Genomic DNA, 19,044 nt, shown 5'->3' on the forward strand with positions numbered 1-19,044 from the left:
GAAGTGGGATGTTTATGTCAGTAACAATTACAAATGATTTTTTGGAAGCAACGATCAATGAAAAAGGCGCAGAATTGGTTAGCTTACGTGCTAATGAGATTGAGTATATCTGGCAGGCAGATCCCCAATATTGGGGTCGTCATGCGCCAATCTTATTTCCGTTTGTCGGACGCCTGAAAGACAATCAATATTCATATCAAGGTAAGACTTATCCTATTGGACAGCATGGATTTGCTCGTGATAAAGAGTTTAAGGTGCTAGAACAGACGAAGGAAAAAGTCACGCTGGTTCTAACCAGTGATGAGGAGACGAAAAAGGTTTATCCTTTTGATTTTTCTTTGACGGTCAGCTATGAGATTTGGGGCGAGGGTGTTCGGATTCGCTTTGATGTAGAAAATACTGGTGAAGAGGAAATGATTTTCGCATTGGGCGGGCATCCGGCGTTTAATATTCCGCTGACTGACGAGCTGCAGTTCGATGATTATTTTATCGCCTTCTCACCACAAAAATCACGGGTGAAGATTCCCTTGGATGGGCCGTTTACAAACTTAGATCAAAAAACCATCGGACAGACCAATACGAATATCCAATTGAGTCGTGGGCTGTTTAAAGAGGATGCACTGATCTATGAAACAAGAGGATTGAACGCTTATACTTTAGGGAGTGAAGAATCTTCTCACAGCGTTACGTTGGCCTATAACAATATTCCTTATGTAGGCTTGTGGTCGCCTTATCCGGCAGAAGCACCTTTTGTCTGCATTGAACCTTGGTGGGGCTTTGCGGATACAGTCGACAGCAACGGTCGTTTAGAAGATAAAGAAGGCATGAATCGTTTAGCTGGAAATGAGCATTTTAAAACAGAATTTTCGATTACCGTAAGCTAAAATAAGAAGTTGGAACAGAAGTGTTCAGCTTCAAGAAATTTCGGCTTATTTCTAAAGAAGCTACTTCGGACATACCGTTTATACGCGAAAAGAAGCTGAGACAAATTAATGTCTCAGCTTCTTTTCGCGTATAAACAGGAATTTAGAAGTTAGTTTCGATCTTTTAATCAAAGGGGACGCACCAATCATCACTATGATGAGCGTCGAAGCATAAGCCGATTTGCTGAGCTGTTGTTTTCTCCACAGCAAGAGGAGGCAATTCAGCTAAATCGAACCAATCGATTTGCAAGGTTTCGATATTTTTCTGGAAGCTGCCGCCTAATGGGAGACATTCAACAAAAACTTTACAGACACTGTACGCATAACGAGGCGGATTGTGCTTGTTGCGGTCTTGAAGGGCGATGATTTTTAGCGTTTCGACCGATAAGCCTGTTTCTTCTAGCGTTTCTTTAATAGTATTTTCTTTGATGGATTGATCAAAATCGACCCAGCCACCAGGCAATGACCATAAGCCGTTATTCTCCTGCACCAGTAAAATCCGATTGTCTTTGAAGACAGCTGCCCGAGTATCGAGTTTCGGGGTTGGATAACCGGTCTCAGTAGCAAATAATTCCCGGACTTTTGCTGTAGGCAGCGGTGATTGGCTGGCTAGCATTTCAGTGGCAATCGTCCGAATGCGCTCAAAACGTTCTTGGTCGAAAATATCTTTTGTATAGGTCAATCCTGCTTGGGCTAAGGCCTGTAATTCAATCGCCCAATCTAAAAATTGTTCCTCCATTTATTTCTCCTTTTTGTTTAAGCCGAAGGACACTCGATTTTCTGTGCCAGTTTTGATGCGCTGGATATTTTCTTTGTGACGATAAATAATGTAACAAGTCAGGAGAAAACAAATCAAGGTCAGCAGCCAATTATGTGTTGGTAAAATAGTGGGCCAAAGATACGGTAAAACAATGGATGAAAGAGTAACGAAAATAGCGGAAAAAATACTCGCTACACTCACCATGCTGGATAGATAAAGAACGATCAAGAAAAAGACTAGTGAGTAAAAAAAGAACAGCGGCGAATAGCCTAAAAGCATCCCAGCGCTAGTGGCGACGGCTTTACCACCTTTAAAGCCGGCAAAGATCGGCAAAGTATGGCCGATGACTGCAATCAAACCAAACCATAAAGGGTTGACATCTAAATGAAAAATTATTGGCAGACAAGTAGCCAAAGTTCCTTTCAATAAATCCATTGCAAAAACAATAAGGCCGGCCGTCTTACCTAAAACTCGAAAGGTATTCGTGGTTCCTGAATTGCCACTGCCAAAATTTCGAATATCTTTTTTGAAAAAGATTTTTCCGATCCAAATTCCAGATGGAATGGAGCCTAAAAGATAAGCTAACACGATCAGTATAGCGATTTTCATATAAATCCTCATTTCTCTGTTAGTAAGGCTATTTTAGCAGATTTCAAATCAGTGAACAAATTCAAATCACGTGCTATACTACATTGAGTAAATTAAAATGACGATCGAGTGAGGGAAAGCAGATGAGTTTTCAAAATCCGAAACAAAATAAAATTTTTCAATACTTAGAAGATGCCAAAGTTATCGCAGTCGTAGGCTTAAGTGACAAGCCAGAAAAGACGAGTTATCAAATTGCCGACGTGCTAAAAAGCCATGGCTATAAATTGTACGGTGTTAACCCAAAACTAGCCGGCGAAACGGTTAATGACATTCCAGTAGTGGCTCGGCTGACAGACGTACCAGAAACAATTGACATTGTCGACATTTTCCGTCGTAGCGAATTTTTACCAGCGGTGGCAGAAGAATTTTTACAAACAAATGCCAAAGTTTTTTGGGCACAGCTTGGCTTATACAGTGCTGAAGCTGCAGAAGTCTTACGTTCAAAGGGTCGCAGCGATATCGTGATGGATCGTTGCATCAAGATTGAATTAAATAAACGCGCGTAAAAAGCGTGTCTAATTTGTTAAAAAAGATAGAAAAACGCCTTTTCATTTTTAGGAGAGGCTTTTTTTTTATCGGCTTTTAGCGTATCATACAAATGATGTACTTTAGATAAGGAGTTGTAAGCTTGGCTAAGATGAACAACGAATACAATGACGCTTCGATCCAGGTTCTCGAAGGATTAGAAGCAGTTAGAAAAAGACCAGGGATGTATATTGGCTCGACCGATAGTCGTGGCTTGCATCATCTAGTATATGAAATTGTCGATAATGCGGTGGATGAAGCATTATCCGGCTACGGTAGTGACATTGCTGTGACGCTACATGCTGATAACAGCGTAGAAGTTAGTGACAAAGGTCGGGGAATGCCGGTTGGGATGCATGCCTCAGGAATTCCTACCGTAGAAGTCATCTTTACCATCCTTCATGCGGGAGGAAAATTTGGGCAAGAAGGCGGTTATAAAACTTCTGGCGGGTTGCATGGTGTAGGTGCCAGTGTGGTAAACGCACTATCCGAGTGGCTAACAGTTACGATTGTGCGCGATGGCATGGAATATCGCGAGGAATTTAAAAACGGTGGCAAACCGCAAGGAACATTGAAAAAGATTGGTAAAACTCGTAAACCCAATGGAACAACCGTCCATTTTTTACCAGATGATCAAATTTTTACGACGATGCACTTCTCCTACGAAACGCTCTCCGAACGGTTACGGGAATCCGCCTTCTTATTACGCGGAGTAAAGATTACCTTAACTGATTTACGAGGAGAAGAAAAAGTGGAAGAAGTCTTCCATTTTGAAGAAGGGATCAAGGAATTCGTTGAATATTTGAACGAAGACAAAGATACACTGACACCGGTGGTTTATTTTTCCGGTGAACGAGAAGGGATCGAAGTTGAGTTTTCTTATCAATACAATGATGGTTACTCTGAAAATGTTCTTTCCTTCGTTAATAATGTTCGAACAAAAGATGGCGGTACTCATGAGTCGGGGATGAAAACGTCAATGACTAAAGCCTTCAATGAATATGCTCGTAAATCGGGCTTATTGAAGGAAAAAGATAAAAATTTAGAAGGCTCAGACTTCCGTGAAGGTTTGTCTGCGGTACTGTCTGTTCGTATCCCAGAAAATCTTTTGCAGTTTGAGGGTCAAACAAAAGAAAAATTAGGAACACCAGCCGCTCGAGGCGCAGTTGATAATGTGATTGGCGAGCAAATGGGTTTTTATTTACAAGAAAATAGTGAAAACAGCCAAATGTTAGTTCGTAAGGCAATCAAAGCTCGTGAAGCTCGTGAAGCTGCCCGCAAAGCCCGTGAAGAAAGTCGTAATGGGAAGAAACGTAAAAAAGGTGAATCGTTGCTTTCTGGTAAATTAACGCCGGCTCAATCACGTAACGCCGCGCGCAATGAACTCTTCCTAGTCGAAGGAGATTCGGCCGGTGGTTCGGCCAAACAAGGCCGTGATCGGAAGTTCCAAGCGATCTTGCCATTACGTGGGAAAGTTATCAATACCGAAAAAGCGAAGATGCAAGACATCTTGAAAAATGAAGAAATCAACACGATGATCTATACGATTGGCTCAGGCGTTGGTCCGGAGTTTTCTATTGAGGATTGTAATTACGACAAAGTCATTATTATGACCGATGCGGATACCGACGGGGCCCATATTCAGGTGTTGTTATTGACTTTCTTCTATCGTTACATGAAACCATTGATTGAAGCGGGGAAAGTCTACATCGCGTTGCCGCCTTTATACAAAGTTTCAAAGGGCGCTGGCAAAAAACAAGTGGTGGAATATGCCTGGACAGATGAAGAATTAGAAGATGTAACAAAGCAAGTCGGTAAAGGCTATATGCTGCAACGTTACAAGGGTCTAGGGGAAATGAACGCGGAACAACTGTGGGAAACCACAATGGACCCAGAATATCGTACTTTGGTTCGCGTCCGGATTGATGATGCTGCTAAGGCGGAACGTCGGGTTACGACCTTAATGGGTGATAAAGTTGAACCAAGACGTAAATGGATCGAAAGCCATGTTCAGTTCACTTTAGAAGAAGACGGCAGTCTATTGGACAATAAAGAAGAAGTTCCAGCTGTTCCAGTTGCGGAACAATCAGAAACAGAAGAAACAGCTGATGGTCTACGTGCTATCAGTTTGTTTGATGAGTAGGAGGTGGTCACACAATGGATGCAAAACATTCAATCCAAGAGTTAACGCTAGAAGAAGTAATGGGTGACCGCTTTGGCCGCTATTCAAAATATATTATTCAAGAACGGGCCTTGCCAGATATTCGTGACGGTTTGAAGCCTGTTCAGCGGCGGATTTTGTACGCCATGAACAAAGATGGCAATACCTATGACAAAGGCTTCCGTAAATCTGCAAAATCAGTCGGAAACATCATGGGGAATTACCATCCTCACGGTGACAGTTCAATCTATGAAGCAATGGTGCGGATGAGTCAAGATTGGAAGTTGCGTCAAGTCTTGATCGAAATGCACGGAAATAATGGTTCGATGGATGGTGATCCGCCAGCAGCGATGCGTTATACGGAAGCTCGCTTATCACAATTAAGCGGTGAGATGCTGAAAGATATCGAAAAAGATACGGTTGATCTTGTCTGGAACTTTGACGATACCGAAAAAGAACCAACTGTTTTACCTGCGGCTTATCCGAACCTTTTAGTCAACGGTTCAACTGGGATCTCGGCTGGGTATGCAACGGAGATTCCGACGCATAATTTATCCGAGGTGATCGATGGCGCGATTTACTTAATCGATCATCCAACGGCTTCTTTAGAGAAAATCATGGAGTATATCCCAGGCCCCGATTTTCCAACCGGTGGTATCCTACAAGGGAAGGCTGAAATCAAAAAAGCTTACGAAACCGGTAAGGGAAAAGTAATCTTGCGCTCGAAGACCTCGATTGAGCCTTTAAAAGGTGGCAAACAGCAAATCGTGATTCACGAGATTCCTTACGAAGTCAATAAAGCAGTCTTAGTGAAAAAAATGGATGAGATCCGCCTAAACAAAAAGATCGACGGTATCGCCGAAGTTCGTGATGAGTCTGACCGGACGGGGTTGCAGGTCGTGGTGGAATTGAAAAAGGACGCCAATGCAGAAGGAATCTTGAATTATTTATTCAAGAACACCGATTTGCAGATCAACTACAACTTCAATATGGTCGCCATCGACAATATGACGCCTCAACAAGTCGGTTTGAAGCATATTTTAGAAAGCTATGTCGCTCACCGTAAAGTAGTCATTACTAAACGGAGTCAATATGAATTAGCAAAAGCTCAAAAACGTCAGCACATCGTCGAAGGTTTGAAGAAAGCTTTGTCGATCCTAGACGAAGTGATTGCCACGATTCGCGGAAGTAAAGATAAAAAAGATGCTAAAGCGAATTTAGTTGAGCGTTACGATTTTTCTGAAGAGCAAGCTGAAGCCATCGTTACTTTGCAGTTGTACCGCTTGACGAATACAGATATTACGCAGCTTGAAAAGGAAGCCGCTGAACTGGCGGCTGAGATCAAGGAATTGCATTTGATTCTAGATAGCGAAAAAGAATTACACAAAGTCATGAAGCAAGAGCTTCGTCAAATCAAGAAAAATTATGGCAATGATCGAATGACGAAGATTGAAGATGAGATTTCTGAAATCAAGATCGAAACCGAAGTATTAATCGCTCAAGAAGATATGATCGTAACCTTAACCAAAGAAGGTTACTTGAAACGCAGCAGTGTTCGTTCGTATAATGCTTCACGTCCGGATGAACACGGAATGAAAGACGGCGATTCGATTATTTTCATTGATAAATTGAATACACTGGATCATTTATTGATTTTAACGAATCATGGGAATATGATCTATCGACCCGTTCATGAAATCACAGAATTGAAATGGAAGGATGTCGGTGAACATATTTCTCAAACAATCACCAACCTGTCCATGAGTGAAGAAATCATTGCGGCCTTTCCCTACAAAGAGATTGATGCCAATAAAATTTTCCTTTTCATTAGTAAAGAAGGTATGATCAAACAAACGCGGATGACCGAATTTTCACCTTGGCGGACATATCGTAGTCGTCCAACCAGTGCAATGAAGATGAAAAACGCCACCGACCAAATCGTCTCGGCATACTTAACGAGTGAGGTACGGAACGTCGATGTCTTCATCGCTTCTCATCGCGCCTTTGGTCTGCGCTATCCTCTAGAAGAAGTGCCGGTAGTTGGTGCTAAAGCAGCTGGTGTCAAAGCAATCAATCTGAAAGACGGGGATTTTGTTGTTGCCGGTGCGTTAGTCCCTTCTGAAGGCGATTCACCGATTCTGTTATTAAGTCAAAGAGGGGCAGCGAAGCGAATGCTGGCCCAAGAACTGCCTCAGTTAGGTCGGGCAAAACGTGGCTTGATGATCTTCCGTGAATTGAAGAAAAATCCACATCGTTTGGTTTACTTGACGACTGAGACAGAAGGAAAACTTCTTTTGACGACGGAAAAAGGGATCACTAAAGAAATTGAAATCGCTAAGGTAGCAATCAGCGACCGCATTTCTAACGGTACTTTCGCGATCGATGAGAAAACAGAAGGCGAGCTTTCTTCGGTCCTGAACCCACAAGAATTGACTGAAGAATCATAATTCTGTGTTATAAGATTTAACCTAAAAACGGCATCTGTATTAATACAGATGCCGTTTTTTACATCACAAAATCCACCAAATATATCTTATCAAAGAAAACTTAAGAGTCTTAATGAAGACTCAAAAACCTTTGGTATCAAGGTGTTGTAAGCTGTATCAAAGAATTTTCAAGCGCAAAGTAATCTTTCACAAGGAAAGGCTTGCATAATAGCATAAATGTGTTATACTGTGTTCGTGAAGCTGTAGTATTTAAGTTTTATATTCTAAGGAGGTCCTTGTTAAATGGGAACTGCAACAAATGAACTAGAAAAGATGAAAAACACTGAAAAACCAGCTTGGGAAGGTTTTAAAGGCCATCTATGGAAAAGCGAGATCAATACTCGTGATTTCATCCAAGCAAACTACACACCTTATGAAGGCGCTGCCGATTTCTTAGCAGATCCAAGTGAGGCAACGAACGAACTTTGGGGCAAATTACAAAAATTACAAAAACAAGAACGTGAAAATGGTGGCGTATTAGACATGGAAGCAGACGTTGTTTCTGCTGCTAATGCATATGGTGCCGGTTATATCGACGAAAGTTTGAAAGACAAAGAAGCAATTGTGGGTATTCAAACTGACAAACCTTTGAAACGTGCATTCATGCCTTACGGTGGTATCCGGATGGCTGAAGAATCATTAGAAAGCTATGGCTATACACCAAATCCTAAATACACTGAAATCTTTAACGATTATCATAAAACACATAACCAAGCAGTCTTTGATGTTTATACACCAGAAATCCGGGCAGCACGTCGTAACAAGATCATCACAGGTCTTCCTGATACTTACGGTCGTGGACGGATCGTGGGTGACTACCGTCGTGTAGCATTATACGGAATCGACTACTTAATGGAACAAAAATTAAAAGATCACGAAAACTGTGGCCATGGTCAATTCACTGAAGAAGACATCCGTTTACGTGAAGAAATTAGCGACCAATACAAAGCATTGAAACGTATCAAAGAAATGGCAGCCGCTTACGGCTATGACATCTCTCGTCCTGCTGAAAATGCGAAAGAAGCCGTTCAATGGACTTACTTCGGTTACTTAGCAGCCATCAAAGAACAAAATGGTGCTGCAATGTCAATCGGACGTGTTTCTACTTTCTTAGATATCTATATTCAACGCGATATCCAAAATGGAACATTGACTGAAGAAGCAGCACAAGAATTAATCGACCATTTAGTTATGAAATTACGGATGGTTAAATTTGCTCGTATCCCTTCATACAATGAATTGTTCTCAGGCGACCCAGTTTGGGCAACACTTTCAATTGCTGGTATGGGTATGGACGGACGTACATTAGTTACTAAGAATGATTTCCGTTTCTTACACACATTAGAAAACATGGGACCTTCTCCAGAACCAAACTTGACTGTTTTATATTCTTCTCGTTTACCAGAAGGATTTAAAGATTACGCAGCGAAAATCTCAATTGATACTTCATCAATTCAATACGAAAATGACGATGTTATGCGTCCAGTATGGTTAGATGACTATGCGATCTGCTGCTGTGTGTCTGCAACACAAACAGGGAAAGAAATGCAATTCTTCGGCGCTCGTGCGAACTTAGCGAAAGCTTTGTTATATGCGATCAATGGTGGGGTTGATGAAAAATCTAAAGTTCAAGTTGGACCTGACTTCCGTCCAATCGACTCTGATGATGCTTTAGACTTCGATGCAGTAATGGCTAAATATGATGACATGTTAGAATGGTTAGCTGGTATGTACGTAAATACCTTGAATGCAATCCACTACATGCATGACAGATATTACTATGAAGCTGCTGAATTAGCATTAATGGATACTGATTTGAAACGGACATTCGCGACTGGGATCGCTGGATTCTCTCACGTTGTCGATTCACTATCAGCAATCAAACATGCAAAAGTATTCCCAATTCGTGACGAAGACGGTATCGTAACTGACTTCAAGATCGAAGGCGAATTCCCTAAATATGGTAACGATGACGAACGTGCCGATGATATTGCTGTATGGTTATTGAAGACCTTCATGGAAAAATTGGAACATTATCATACTTACCGTAATTCAGAACCAACAACATCAATCTTGACCATTACTTCAAACGTAGTATATGGTAAAGCAACTGGAACGATGCCTGATGGACGTAAAGCAGGCGAACCATTATCACCAGGTGCGAACCCATCATACGGTGCTGAACAAAATGGTTTGTTGGCTTCATTGAATTCATTGACTAAATTACCTTATGAATACGCGTTAGATGGTATTTCAAATACGCAAAGTATCAATCCTGATGCTTTAGGTCATGATGAAGATGAACGTATCGAAAACTTAACGAACGTGTTAGATGGCTACTTCAACCAAGGAGCTCATCACTTGAACGTGAACGTCTTCGGTAAAGAAAAATTAGTTGATGCCATGGAACATCCAGAAAAAGAAGAATATGCAAACTTCACTATTCGAGTTTCTGGTTACGCTGTTAAATTCATCGACTTAACTCGTGAACAACAAGAAGATGTTATCAGCCGTACATTCCACGCAAAAATGTAATACTAAAAGCTGGCTTGTAAAGCTTAATATCTAGCTTATTAGCAACAAACAATAGTAATTTTCTAAGGCGGATGGATGGAGATCTATTCGCCTTAGTTTTTAAAATAATTTTATTAAAAATAACCTACATTCATGTAAAAGTTATCAAAATTTCTACATGAAAATTTACATACAGAACTAGGGGGACTGTTTATGTCTACTGTGACTGAACAACCTATTGTCGGAAATGTCCATTCAATCGAAAGCTTTGGATCTGTTGATGGTCCAGGCGTCCGTTTCATCGTTTTCATGCAAGGCTGTCGGATGCGTTGTCAATTTTGCCACAATCCTGATACTTGGAAAATTAATGATCCAAAGGCCAAAAAACGTACAGCCGATGACGTTTTACAAGAAGCGACCAATTACAAGAGCTACTGGGGTAAAAAAGGCGGGCTTACAGTTAGTGGTGGCGAACCCTTATTACAAATCGATTTCTTAATCGATCTATTTAAAAAAGCTAAAGCGATGGGGATTAATACAACTTTAGATAGTTGTGGGAACCCATTTACTTACAAAGAACCGTTTTTCTCAAAATTTGAAGAATTAATGAAATATACTGATTTGATTTTGTTTGACATTAAACAAATTGATGACCAAAAACACAGAGAACTGACTGGACAAAGTAATAGCAATATCTTGGAAATGGCGAAATACTTATCAGACATTAATAAACCCGTTTGGATTCGCCACGTGTTGGTACCTTTTAGAAGCGACTATGACGAATTTTTAATTCGATTAAATACATTTATCAAATCTTTGAACAACGTGGATAAAGTTGAAATTTTACCTTATCATACAATGGGCAAATACAAGTGGGAAGAAATGGATCTTGATTATCCATTGGAAGGAATTGAACCTCCTACTGATGATCGCGTTGAGAATGCGAAAAGACTATTGCATACCGAAGATTACAAAGGCTATTTAAAACGCTAAAACTTAAGGAAAAGAGCGGCATTGTGTTGCTCTTTTCCTTTTTTTTGATATGATAAAGAGGAACTTTATTTAAAGGAGCGAATCAACTATGACAAAAGTTTTAATTTTTGGCCATCAAAATCCTGATACCGATGCAATTGGTGCGGCGATTGCCTTTGCTAATTTACAAAAAGAATTAGGTGTCGATGCTGAAGCAGTTGCACTAGGCACGCCCAATGAAGAAACCCAATTTGCTTTAGATCACTTTGGCGTATCTGCGCCTCGCGTGGTAGAAACAATCGCTGGCGAAACAAGCGATGTCATGTTAGTCGATCATAATGAATTCCAACAAAGTGCGGCTGATATTGAAGATTTGAATATTTTGGCGGTTGTTGATCACCATCGGATCGCTAATTTTCAAACAGCAAATCCGCTTTATTATCGGGCTGAACCAGTTGGCTGTACGTCAACGATCGTTTTGAAGCTGTATAAAGAAAACGATGTGACGATTCCTAAAGAAATCGCGGGTATGATGTTATCTGCTATCGTTTCAGATACTTTATTATTCAAATCACCTACCTGTACGCCAGAAGACGTTGATGCTGCCAATGCGTTAGCTGAAATCGCTGGGGTTGATTTAAATAGCTATGGCCTAGATTTATTGAAAGCTGGAACCAATCTAGGAGATAAATCAGAAGCTGAGTTATTGGATCTCGATGCGAAATCATTCCCAATGAACGGGAAAACGGTTCGTGTTGCACAAGTAAATACAGTGGATATCGGAGAGGTTTTTGCTCGTCAAGATGCCTTACGTGATGCGATGTTGACTGAAAATACAAAGAACGGTTATGACTTGTTCCTATTACTAGTAACGAATATTTTAGACTCTGATTCTGAATTATTAGTTGCTGGTGAACCACGTGAAAAAGTAACCGAAGCCTTTGGCGTAGAACTTAAGAATGATCGTGCATCATTACCGGGTGTCGTATCTCGGAAGAAACAGGTCGTTCCACAATTGACCGAAGCCTTCGAAAAATAATTGTAACGATTTTTCTAATGGACTCGTTTTCTAGAGTCCATTTTTTTGTGGATTTTTCTGAATAGGATTATAATGCGAGAGGTGATAGCATGAAACTTTACACAAAAGACCAAAAACTACAACAATTGTTGAAACGGCAGGAAATACAACAACTACTTGCCTATTTTGAAACATTGGAAGCGCCAGTGATCTTACGAGAACTTCGCAAAGAATTTTCAAATCAGAAACATTTGGATAAGGATTTAGAACAATTGATTGAGCATGGGATTATTGTTCGTAATGAGCGACGCTATCAGTTGGCACTGCCCATTTTAACAGAATATCCAACGACAGCTTTAGCTGAGAGGATCACTCAAGGATTGTTGCAAGAACTTTCGCCGGAGCAATTCTTAATGCTAATTGCAGAAGAGTATTGGCATGATGAACTTGAAAAAGTTGTGGCGGTGGATTTTTCATTGCCTACCTTAAATCGAATGGAAAATGATCAGTTCTCATTAGTGACGATCAATCAAGGGGAAGCACTTCCTGAGACGCTGCCTAATTATTTTGCAAATAGCGAGCGACCGTTGGAATTTCCTAAGTTGTCCGCTCTACTAGGCGATGTCCAACCGCAATTTTTCATGGATCAAATTGGGCTTATTTTAGAACGAGTAATAGCTGGCAAAACACCGAGACGTTCATCGATCTTTTTAGATAGTCTGAACCAAACGCAAGTCATTAGTGAAAATGGACAACTGCAACTGCCCATCTATTCACCGAATCTAACGGTTGATTTGAGTTTAGACTGGAACTCATTAGAAAAGGAAACCCGCTTTTTTCTAGTGCGTCAATTAGCGGCAATTGCATTAGGCGAGCAAGCAAGTTTTAGTTATCTCAAGAAAAAGAAGGCATAAGCGGATGCAAAGAATAATCAAAGGGATCATTTTGATCGTTAGCTTTTTATTGGTATTCGGTGGGATTTTTTACGCTAAGGTTCGCTATTTTAGTCCCGGGGCGTTGACGAAGCAAAAAGGCATCGCTTATTCAAATGAGCCGACGGTCTTTATTCACGGTTATGAAGGGAATTCCTTTTCCCTTGGGCCGATGCTTAGACGTTTAGAAAAAAGTAACATTGCTAAGCGGGAAATGACTATTGTCGTTCAAGCGGATGGCAAGTTAACGGTTGAAGGACAGCTGTCGGAGCAAAATAACAATCCAACGATCATGGTACTGTTTGCTAAAGATGTGACGGATGAGATCACGCAAAGTAAATGGATCGATGAAGTGATGCGCTATCTTTATCAGCATCAGATCAGGCGTGTGAATCTTGTCAGCCATTCTATGGGCGGGGTTTCGTCTTTACGCTATCTGTTAGAATATGCTGGGAATAAAACACCGGTGGTCGATCGTTTTGTGGCAATTGCAGCGCCGTTTAATGATTTAGAGATTGCGGAAGATACTGAAGATGTCTTTGCTTATGAATTGACTGAAGACGGTCCGAGTGGCGAGACACCAATTTATCAGTATTTTGATCATTCGATGAATCGGCTGCCTGCTAATATTCGAGTATTAGATGTGGCCGGTGATCTAGAGGATGGTACTGAAAGTGACGGTTCCGTCTCTACTCACAGTGCGTTTGCTTTACGTTGGCTGTTTCAAAAGCATGCGAAAAGCTATCAAGAATTGACAGTCAAAGGAAAAAGCGGCGGTCACTCGGCGATCACTAAGAGCAGTCAGTTAGAAGAAAAACTCATTCAGTTCATATGGAAAAAAACAACTTGAAGTTAAGACTTCAAGTTGTTTTTTTGTCGTTTACGGATTTTTTTGGTCCAAAAACCACCAGATATATATTTTGGTTCGTAGGAAATGATAAAAGCTCGTTCTTCTACTTCTTTGATCAGTCCATAAAGTGCGCGTTCGTTTTTTCGCGGTGACAAGATTTCCAGTACAACTCGTTCACCTGAAAGTCCTTCGCCATAAGATTGAGTGACACCATAGCCATGATCTCGTAAGACGCGAGGCAAGCTTCGATCTTGATCAGTATTAGTTGGCAAGATAGCAGTCACCATGGTGTAGCCAAGCGCTAGTGCATCTTCGATCTTGATTCCAACGCTAACTCCGACGCCATAACCTAGAGCATAAGTAAGCAGATTGATTGGATTATCGAGTCGATCCAGCACCATCGAAAGACCTAAAATATAAATCGTGATCTCTACCATACTCATGATTGGAGCCAGGATTCGATAGCCCTTCATGGTTAACATAAAGCGGAGGGTGTTTAGAGTGACATAGGCGAGGTTGATGAAAAAGATCATCGCCAACATTTTCAAATCAATCATAAAAAAACTCCTAACTGTAAAATAAATCTTTAGCAAAAAAATGAAAGCGTTCGTTATCGTAGCTTTGCTTATTAGTCGTGCCGCAAAACTTTACCAATACCATTTTGATTTGTTTATTAATCCTTAGCGTAACGATTATTTTATCAAAAAGCAAACAGAAGGGAACGACTTCAAAGAAATTATTCTAATATTTGTCAAAAATACCTAGATTTTGGGATGAGATTGTTATTTATCTGTAATAACACAAAATATTTAAAGAAAATAAAGATTTTATCTTCTATTTTAATTCTTACTATAATATAATATATATAGGGATATTTAATAATATCAAAACGAAGAAATGAAGCGGTTTGATCAGCGTGTAATTACTGTTTGTGTTATTATAATAGAACAAACTGTTTTTTAATTATTAGAACTTGCACATAAAAATGTAATTTAAGAGCGTTTTTGCGTTCTTTCTGAAAAGGTGGTTCTCATGAAAAATACTGAAAAATTAGAAACACAGCAGATTGATAATGCCAAAAAGACCTTCTTAACTGGTGAAAATTTTTATCTGCAGCATTTATTAGGCGCGCATTGTGAAGAGCAAGGGTATATTTTCCGAGTTTGGGCCCCCAATGCATTAGCGGTATTTCTAGTAGGTGATTTTAATGATTGGCAAGACTGGGCGATGGAAAAAGACCATGACACTGGCATTTGGCAAATCTATTGTGAAGAGGCAAACGAAGGCGACTTGTATAAATTTAAAGTCAGACAAGCCAATGGCCGTGAGATTCTAAAAATTGATCCCTTTGCCGTTCGCTTTGAAAAGCGTCCAGGCGATGCTGCCAAATTGTACAATTTTCCGGAGAAGAAATGGAAAGACGGACTGTGGCGTGGACGAAGCAAACGCTCGAATCCCTTTAAGCGACCGCTGAATATTTATGAGTTGCATGCCAGTTCTTGGAAGCATCATGAAGATGGAACTCCTTATAGTTTCGCTGAATTGAAAACCGAACTGATTCCTTACTTAGTAGAAATGAATTATACCCATGTTGAATTTATGCCGCTGATGGAACATCCGCTAGGGCGTTCTTGGGGCTATCAGCTGATTGGTTATTTTGCTTTAAGCTCATATTTTGGTACACCCGCTGAATTTCAAGACTTTGTTGAGGAATGTCATTTAAATAATATTGGCGTTTTTGTCGATTGGGTCCCAGGCCATTATTGCATCAATGATGATACGTTGCCCTATTACGACGGGACACCGCAGTTTGAATATACGGACCCTGACCGAGCAAAAAATAATCGTTGGGGATCGATCAATTTCGATTTAGGTAAGCCACAAGTTCAGAGCTTTTTAATTTCTAGTGCAATGTTTTGGATTGAGATGTTCCATATTGATGGCATCCGAGTAGACGCTGTTTCAAGCATGATCTATCGAGACTATGATGATGGTCCGTGGACCCCAAATCACGATGGTGGCAACCGTAATTATGAAGGATTTTATTTCTTGCAAAAATTGAATGCCGTCATTAAATTAGCCCATCCGAATATTTTAATGATCGCAGAAGAAAGCTCTTCTGACACACAAATCACCGGCATGATTGAAAGTGGGTCCTTAGGATTTGATTTTAAATGGAACATGGGTTGGATGAATGATGTGTTGCGTTTTTACGAAATGGATCCAGTCTTTCGAAAGGATCATTTCAATTTGATTACTTTTTCTTTTATGTACATGATGCAGGAGAACTTTATTTTACCACTGTCACATGATGAAGTAGTCCACGGCAAAAAGAGCTTGATGCATAAAATGTGGGGAGATCGGTACAAACAATTTGCCCAACTGCGGAACTTATACACGTATTTCATGACGCATCCAGGAAAGAAATTACTCTTTATGGGGAGCGAATGGGGACAATTTCTTGAATGGAAGTTTGACGAAGGATTAGAGTGGGTCGATTTAGGGGATTCGCTTAATCAATCTATGCAGCATTTTACCGCGACACTGAATGATTTTTATAAAAATCAGCCCGCTTTGTGGGAATTGGAAGAATCGTATGACACGATTGAGATTATTGATGCGGATAATACAGCTGAATCAATCTTATCTTTTATTCGTCAGGGGAAACGAAAAAAAGATTTTCTGATTGTGATTTTAAATATGACACCTGTTGAACGACGTGATTTTCAGATTGGTGTTCCCTATCCAGGAACCTATAAAGAAGTGTGGAACACTGAGATGCAGGAATTTGGCGGAACGTGGACGAAATCAAATGAAGATTGTCAAACTGAACCAAGTGATTTCAAACAGTATCAGCAAGTCATTAAGACGACGGTTCCAGCATTAGGAGCCCTTATCTTAAAACCGGAGTCAATCAACACACGTAAGAAATAGAGGGGAGGTCGATGAGAGTATAGCTCTCATCAAAACACATGAAAACAGAGATATTAGCAATGATTTTAGCCGGCGGGAAAGGTTCACGCCTAGGAAAACTAACGCAAAAAATTGCCAAACCAGCCGTCCCTTTTGGCGGTAGATACCGAATCATCGACTTTACTTTAAGTAATTGTATTAATTCCGGCATTAACAATGTAGGTGTAGTAACTCAATACCAGCCGTTAGCCTTGAACAATCATATCGGAAACGGCTCTAGCTGGGGCTTTGATGGCTTGAATTCAGGAGTGACAATCTTACAGCCCTATTCCAGTAACGACGGCAGTAAATGGTTCGAAGGAACAGCCCACGCGATTTATCAAAACATGGATTATATCGATCAAATGGACCCAGAATATGTTTTAGTCTTGTCTGGTGACCATATTTATAAAATGGATTATGAAGCAATGTTGGAAGACCATAAAGCCAATAATGCTTCGTTGACAGTAGCAGTCATTGAAGTTCCAATCGAAGAAGCCTCACGCTTTGGGATCATGAATACTGATGACAACGACCGAATTATTGAGTTTGAAGAAAAGCCAGAAGAACCAAAATGTAATCTTGCGTCAATGGGAATCTACATTTTCAACTGGAGTCGGTTACGTGGCATGCTGCTAAACAGCTACAAAAAAGACGATCAAATGTTGGACTTCGGCAAGCATGTGATTCCCGCCTATTTAGAAAGCGGTGAAAATGTTTTTGCTTATCGTTTTGATGGCTATTGGAAGGATGTTGGAACGATTGATTCTTTATGGGAAGCAAGCATGGAGTTCATTGATCCTAAACATAACTTAAATATTCGCGACAAGAGCTGGCGAATTTCTGCTAAGAATACGGTCTCACCGCCGCATTTCTTTACCGAAACAGCTGAGGTGAAAGATTCACTAGTGGTGGACGGTTGCTATGTAGCAGGGGCCGTTGAACACAGTATTTTATCGAGCGATGTCCAAGTCAAAGAAGGCGCGAAAATTGTTGACAGTGTCATTATGCCAGGAGCGACAGTGGGTAAAAATGTTCAGATCAATAAAGCGATTATCGGTGAACATGCGATTATTGGCGACGATGCAGTAATCGATGGCTCAAAAGAAATCGCCGTAGTAGGTTATTCAGAAGTGATTGGAGTGTTGACAAGTGAGAGCGAATAAAATGTGTGCCATTTTAGGCAATGTCTATGAATGTCCAGAATTATTACCCTTAACTGAAAAGCGTCCATTAGCGACTTTACCCTTTGATTGTAAATATCGTTTAATCGATTTTAATTTGTCAAACGCGATCAATGCCAACGTTAAGTCCGTCTATATGGTATTTAATCAAGGAACGACAAAATCAGTCTTTGACCATATCGGTGGCGGGCGTGAATGGCACTTGGATAGTGTTGACAGTCGTTACTTCATTCATTTCTATCAGGATTTCTTGAAAAAGAAAGCAGAGGGGCGCCCTTATTATGAGTCAGTGATCGACTATTTGCACAAGTCAAAATCAGAATACACCGTCTTTATGGGAAATCGGATGCTGTGTAATATTGATTTAGAAGCGGTGTTAAAAATTCATCAACAAAATGACAGCGAGATGACGGTTGTCTATAAAAAGATGCCGAGAGAGCAAATCTATCGACAGGATGAAATTTTAGAAGTAGATGAACACGGAATAATCAAGGGCAATCACAATTTCCTAGAGGAACGTTCGGATGATGGGTTGTTGAATCTGTGTATGAAGATTTTTATTTGCCGGACGGATTGGTTGATCCATGCATTAGAAGAAGGACAAAATTTAGGCGGACCAGTCGCATTGCTAGATTTCTTAACGCTATTAATGAGCCGTGTGAAAACTTCAGCCTATGAATATACCGGCTTTTTAAGTAATATTTTCGACATTAAATCTTATTATGATGCGAATATGGCGATGTTGGATCCTAAAAAATTCACTTCACTGCTTTATTCAAAACAAAAAATCTATACGAAACTAAAAAATGAAGTAGCGACGTATTATTCCCCAACTTCTGACGTGAAAAATAGTCAATTTGCAACCGGTTGTTTGGTTGACGGCAAAGCTTATGGTTCGTTGTTCTCTCGTAGCGTCGTAATCGAGAAGGGCGCTGAAGTGGAAAATTCCATCATCATGGCCAGCTGTTGTATCAAAGAAAATGCCTTTATCAGAGATGCTATTTTGGATAAAAATGTCGTAGTGGAACCCGGCGTGAAAATTATTGGTTCAGCAGCTAAACCTGTTGTTATCAAGAAAAATACCCATGTCTTTAGTGATGTGTACGGGGGCGAGTAAGC

The 19,044-nt window shown here is 40.4% G+C and carries 15 protein-coding genes; 12 read left to right on the top strand and 3 right to left on the bottom strand.

Features of this window, described 5'->3' with window-relative positions:
• Positions 1-14: 14 nt before the first annotated feature.
• Positions 15-884, top strand: a complete 870-nt coding sequence (locus RV00_RS03445; protein WP_071861209.1) for an aldose 1-epimerase family protein — start codon at positions 15-17, stop codon at positions 882-884.
• 163 nt (positions 885-1,047) lie between these two features.
• Here RV00_RS03445 and RV00_RS03450 read toward each other — a convergent pair whose 3' ends face one another.
• Together RV00_RS03450 and plsY are read right to left on the bottom strand one after the other, a co-directional pair.
• A complete protein-coding gene (locus RV00_RS03450; protein WP_071861210.1) occupies positions 1,048-1,662 on the bottom strand; it encodes an NUDIX hydrolase N-terminal domain-containing protein in 615 nt (204 codons plus the stop codon).
• Positions 1,663-2,292: a glycerol-3-phosphate 1-O-acyltransferase PlsY gene (gene plsY, locus RV00_RS03455; protein ID WP_071861211.1), complete on the bottom strand. Its 630-nt coding sequence runs from the start codon at positions 2,290-2,292 to the stop codon at positions 1,663-1,665. It lies immediately after the preceding gene.
• A gap of 122 nt (positions 2,293-2,414) precedes the next feature.
• Here plsY and RV00_RS03460 point away from each other — a divergent pair, with 122 nt between their 5' ends.
• From RV00_RS03460 to RV00_RS03495, 8 genes are all read left to right on the top strand, one after another.
• The gene (locus RV00_RS03460) at positions 2,415-2,837 is read left to right on the top strand and encodes a CoA-binding protein (protein WP_071861212.1); all 423 of its coding nucleotides are present in this window, start codon (positions 2,415-2,417) and stop codon (positions 2,835-2,837) included.
• Between the two features lie 131 nt (positions 2,838-2,968).
• Positions 2,969-4,999 (top strand): DNA topoisomerase IV subunit B, encoded by a 2,031-nt coding sequence (parE, locus tag RV00_RS03465; protein WP_071861451.1) that lies wholly within the window; start codon positions 2,969-2,971, stop codon positions 4,997-4,999.
• A gap of 14 nt (positions 5,000-5,013) precedes the next feature.
• Complete coding sequence (parC, locus tag RV00_RS03470) at positions 5,014-7,464, top strand: DNA topoisomerase IV subunit A (RefSeq protein WP_071861213.1); 2,451 nt, start codon at positions 5,014-5,016, stop codon at positions 7,462-7,464.
• A 282-nt stretch (positions 7,465-7,746) separates the two neighbouring features.
• Complete coding sequence (gene pflB / locus RV00_RS03475; RefSeq protein ID WP_071861214.1) at positions 7,747-10,038, top strand: formate C-acetyltransferase; 2,292 nt, start codon at positions 7,747-7,749, stop codon at positions 10,036-10,038.
• A 192-nt stretch (positions 10,039-10,230) separates the two neighbouring features.
• Complete coding sequence (gene pflA, locus RV00_RS03480) at positions 10,231-11,010, top strand: pyruvate formate-lyase-activating protein (protein ID WP_071861215.1); 780 nt, start codon at positions 10,231-10,233, stop codon at positions 11,008-11,010.
• 88 nt (positions 11,011-11,098) lie between these two features.
• Positions 11,099-12,028, top strand: a complete 930-nt coding sequence (locus tag RV00_RS03485) for a manganese-dependent inorganic pyrophosphatase (protein ID WP_071861216.1) — start codon at positions 11,099-11,101, stop codon at positions 12,026-12,028.
• 89 nt (positions 12,029-12,117) lie between these two features.
• Entirely contained in the window at positions 12,118-12,921 is an 804-nt protein-coding gene (locus tag RV00_RS03490; protein ID WP_071861217.1) for a DUF1803 domain-containing protein, read from the top strand.
• A gap of 4 nt (positions 12,922-12,925) precedes the next feature.
• Complete coding sequence (locus RV00_RS03495; RefSeq protein ID WP_071861218.1) at positions 12,926-13,789, top strand: alpha/beta hydrolase; 864 nt, start codon at positions 12,926-12,928, stop codon at positions 13,787-13,789.
• Between the two features lie 2 nt (positions 13,790-13,791).
• On the opposite strand, the gene RV00_RS03500 is transcribed toward RV00_RS03495, so the two are convergent.
• On the bottom strand, positions 13,792-14,346 hold the full coding sequence (locus RV00_RS03500; protein ID WP_071861219.1) for a DUF2179 domain-containing protein: 555 nt from the start codon (positions 14,344-14,346) through the stop codon (positions 13,792-13,794).
• A gap of 475 nt (positions 14,347-14,821) precedes the next feature.
• Here RV00_RS03500 and glgB point away from each other — a divergent pair, with 475 nt between their 5' ends.
• From glgB to glgD, 3 genes are read left to right on the top strand one after another with little or no spacing between them, the layout of a single operon-like run.
• Positions 14,822-16,723: a 1,4-alpha-glucan branching protein GlgB gene (gene glgB, locus RV00_RS03505; RefSeq protein WP_071861220.1), complete on the top strand. Its 1,902-nt coding sequence runs from the start codon at positions 14,822-14,824 to the stop codon at positions 16,721-16,723.
• A gap of 38 nt (positions 16,724-16,761) precedes the next feature.
• Complete coding sequence (locus tag RV00_RS03510; protein WP_071861221.1) at positions 16,762-17,907, top strand: glucose-1-phosphate adenylyltransferase; 1,146 nt, start codon at positions 16,762-16,764, stop codon at positions 17,905-17,907.
• On the top strand, positions 17,894-19,042 hold the full coding sequence (glgD, locus tag RV00_RS03515) for a glucose-1-phosphate adenylyltransferase subunit GlgD (protein WP_071861222.1): 1,149 nt from the start codon (positions 17,894-17,896) through the stop codon (positions 19,040-19,042). The genes RV00_RS03510 and glgD overlap by 14 nt, the downstream gene beginning before the upstream one ends.
• Positions 19,043-19,044 lie beyond the last annotated feature (2 nt).

The sequence above is a fragment of the Enterococcus devriesei genome, assembly GCF_001885905.1.
Classification (GTDB): domain Bacteria; phylum Bacillota; class Bacilli; order Lactobacillales; family Enterococcaceae; genus Enterococcus_A; species Enterococcus_A devriesei.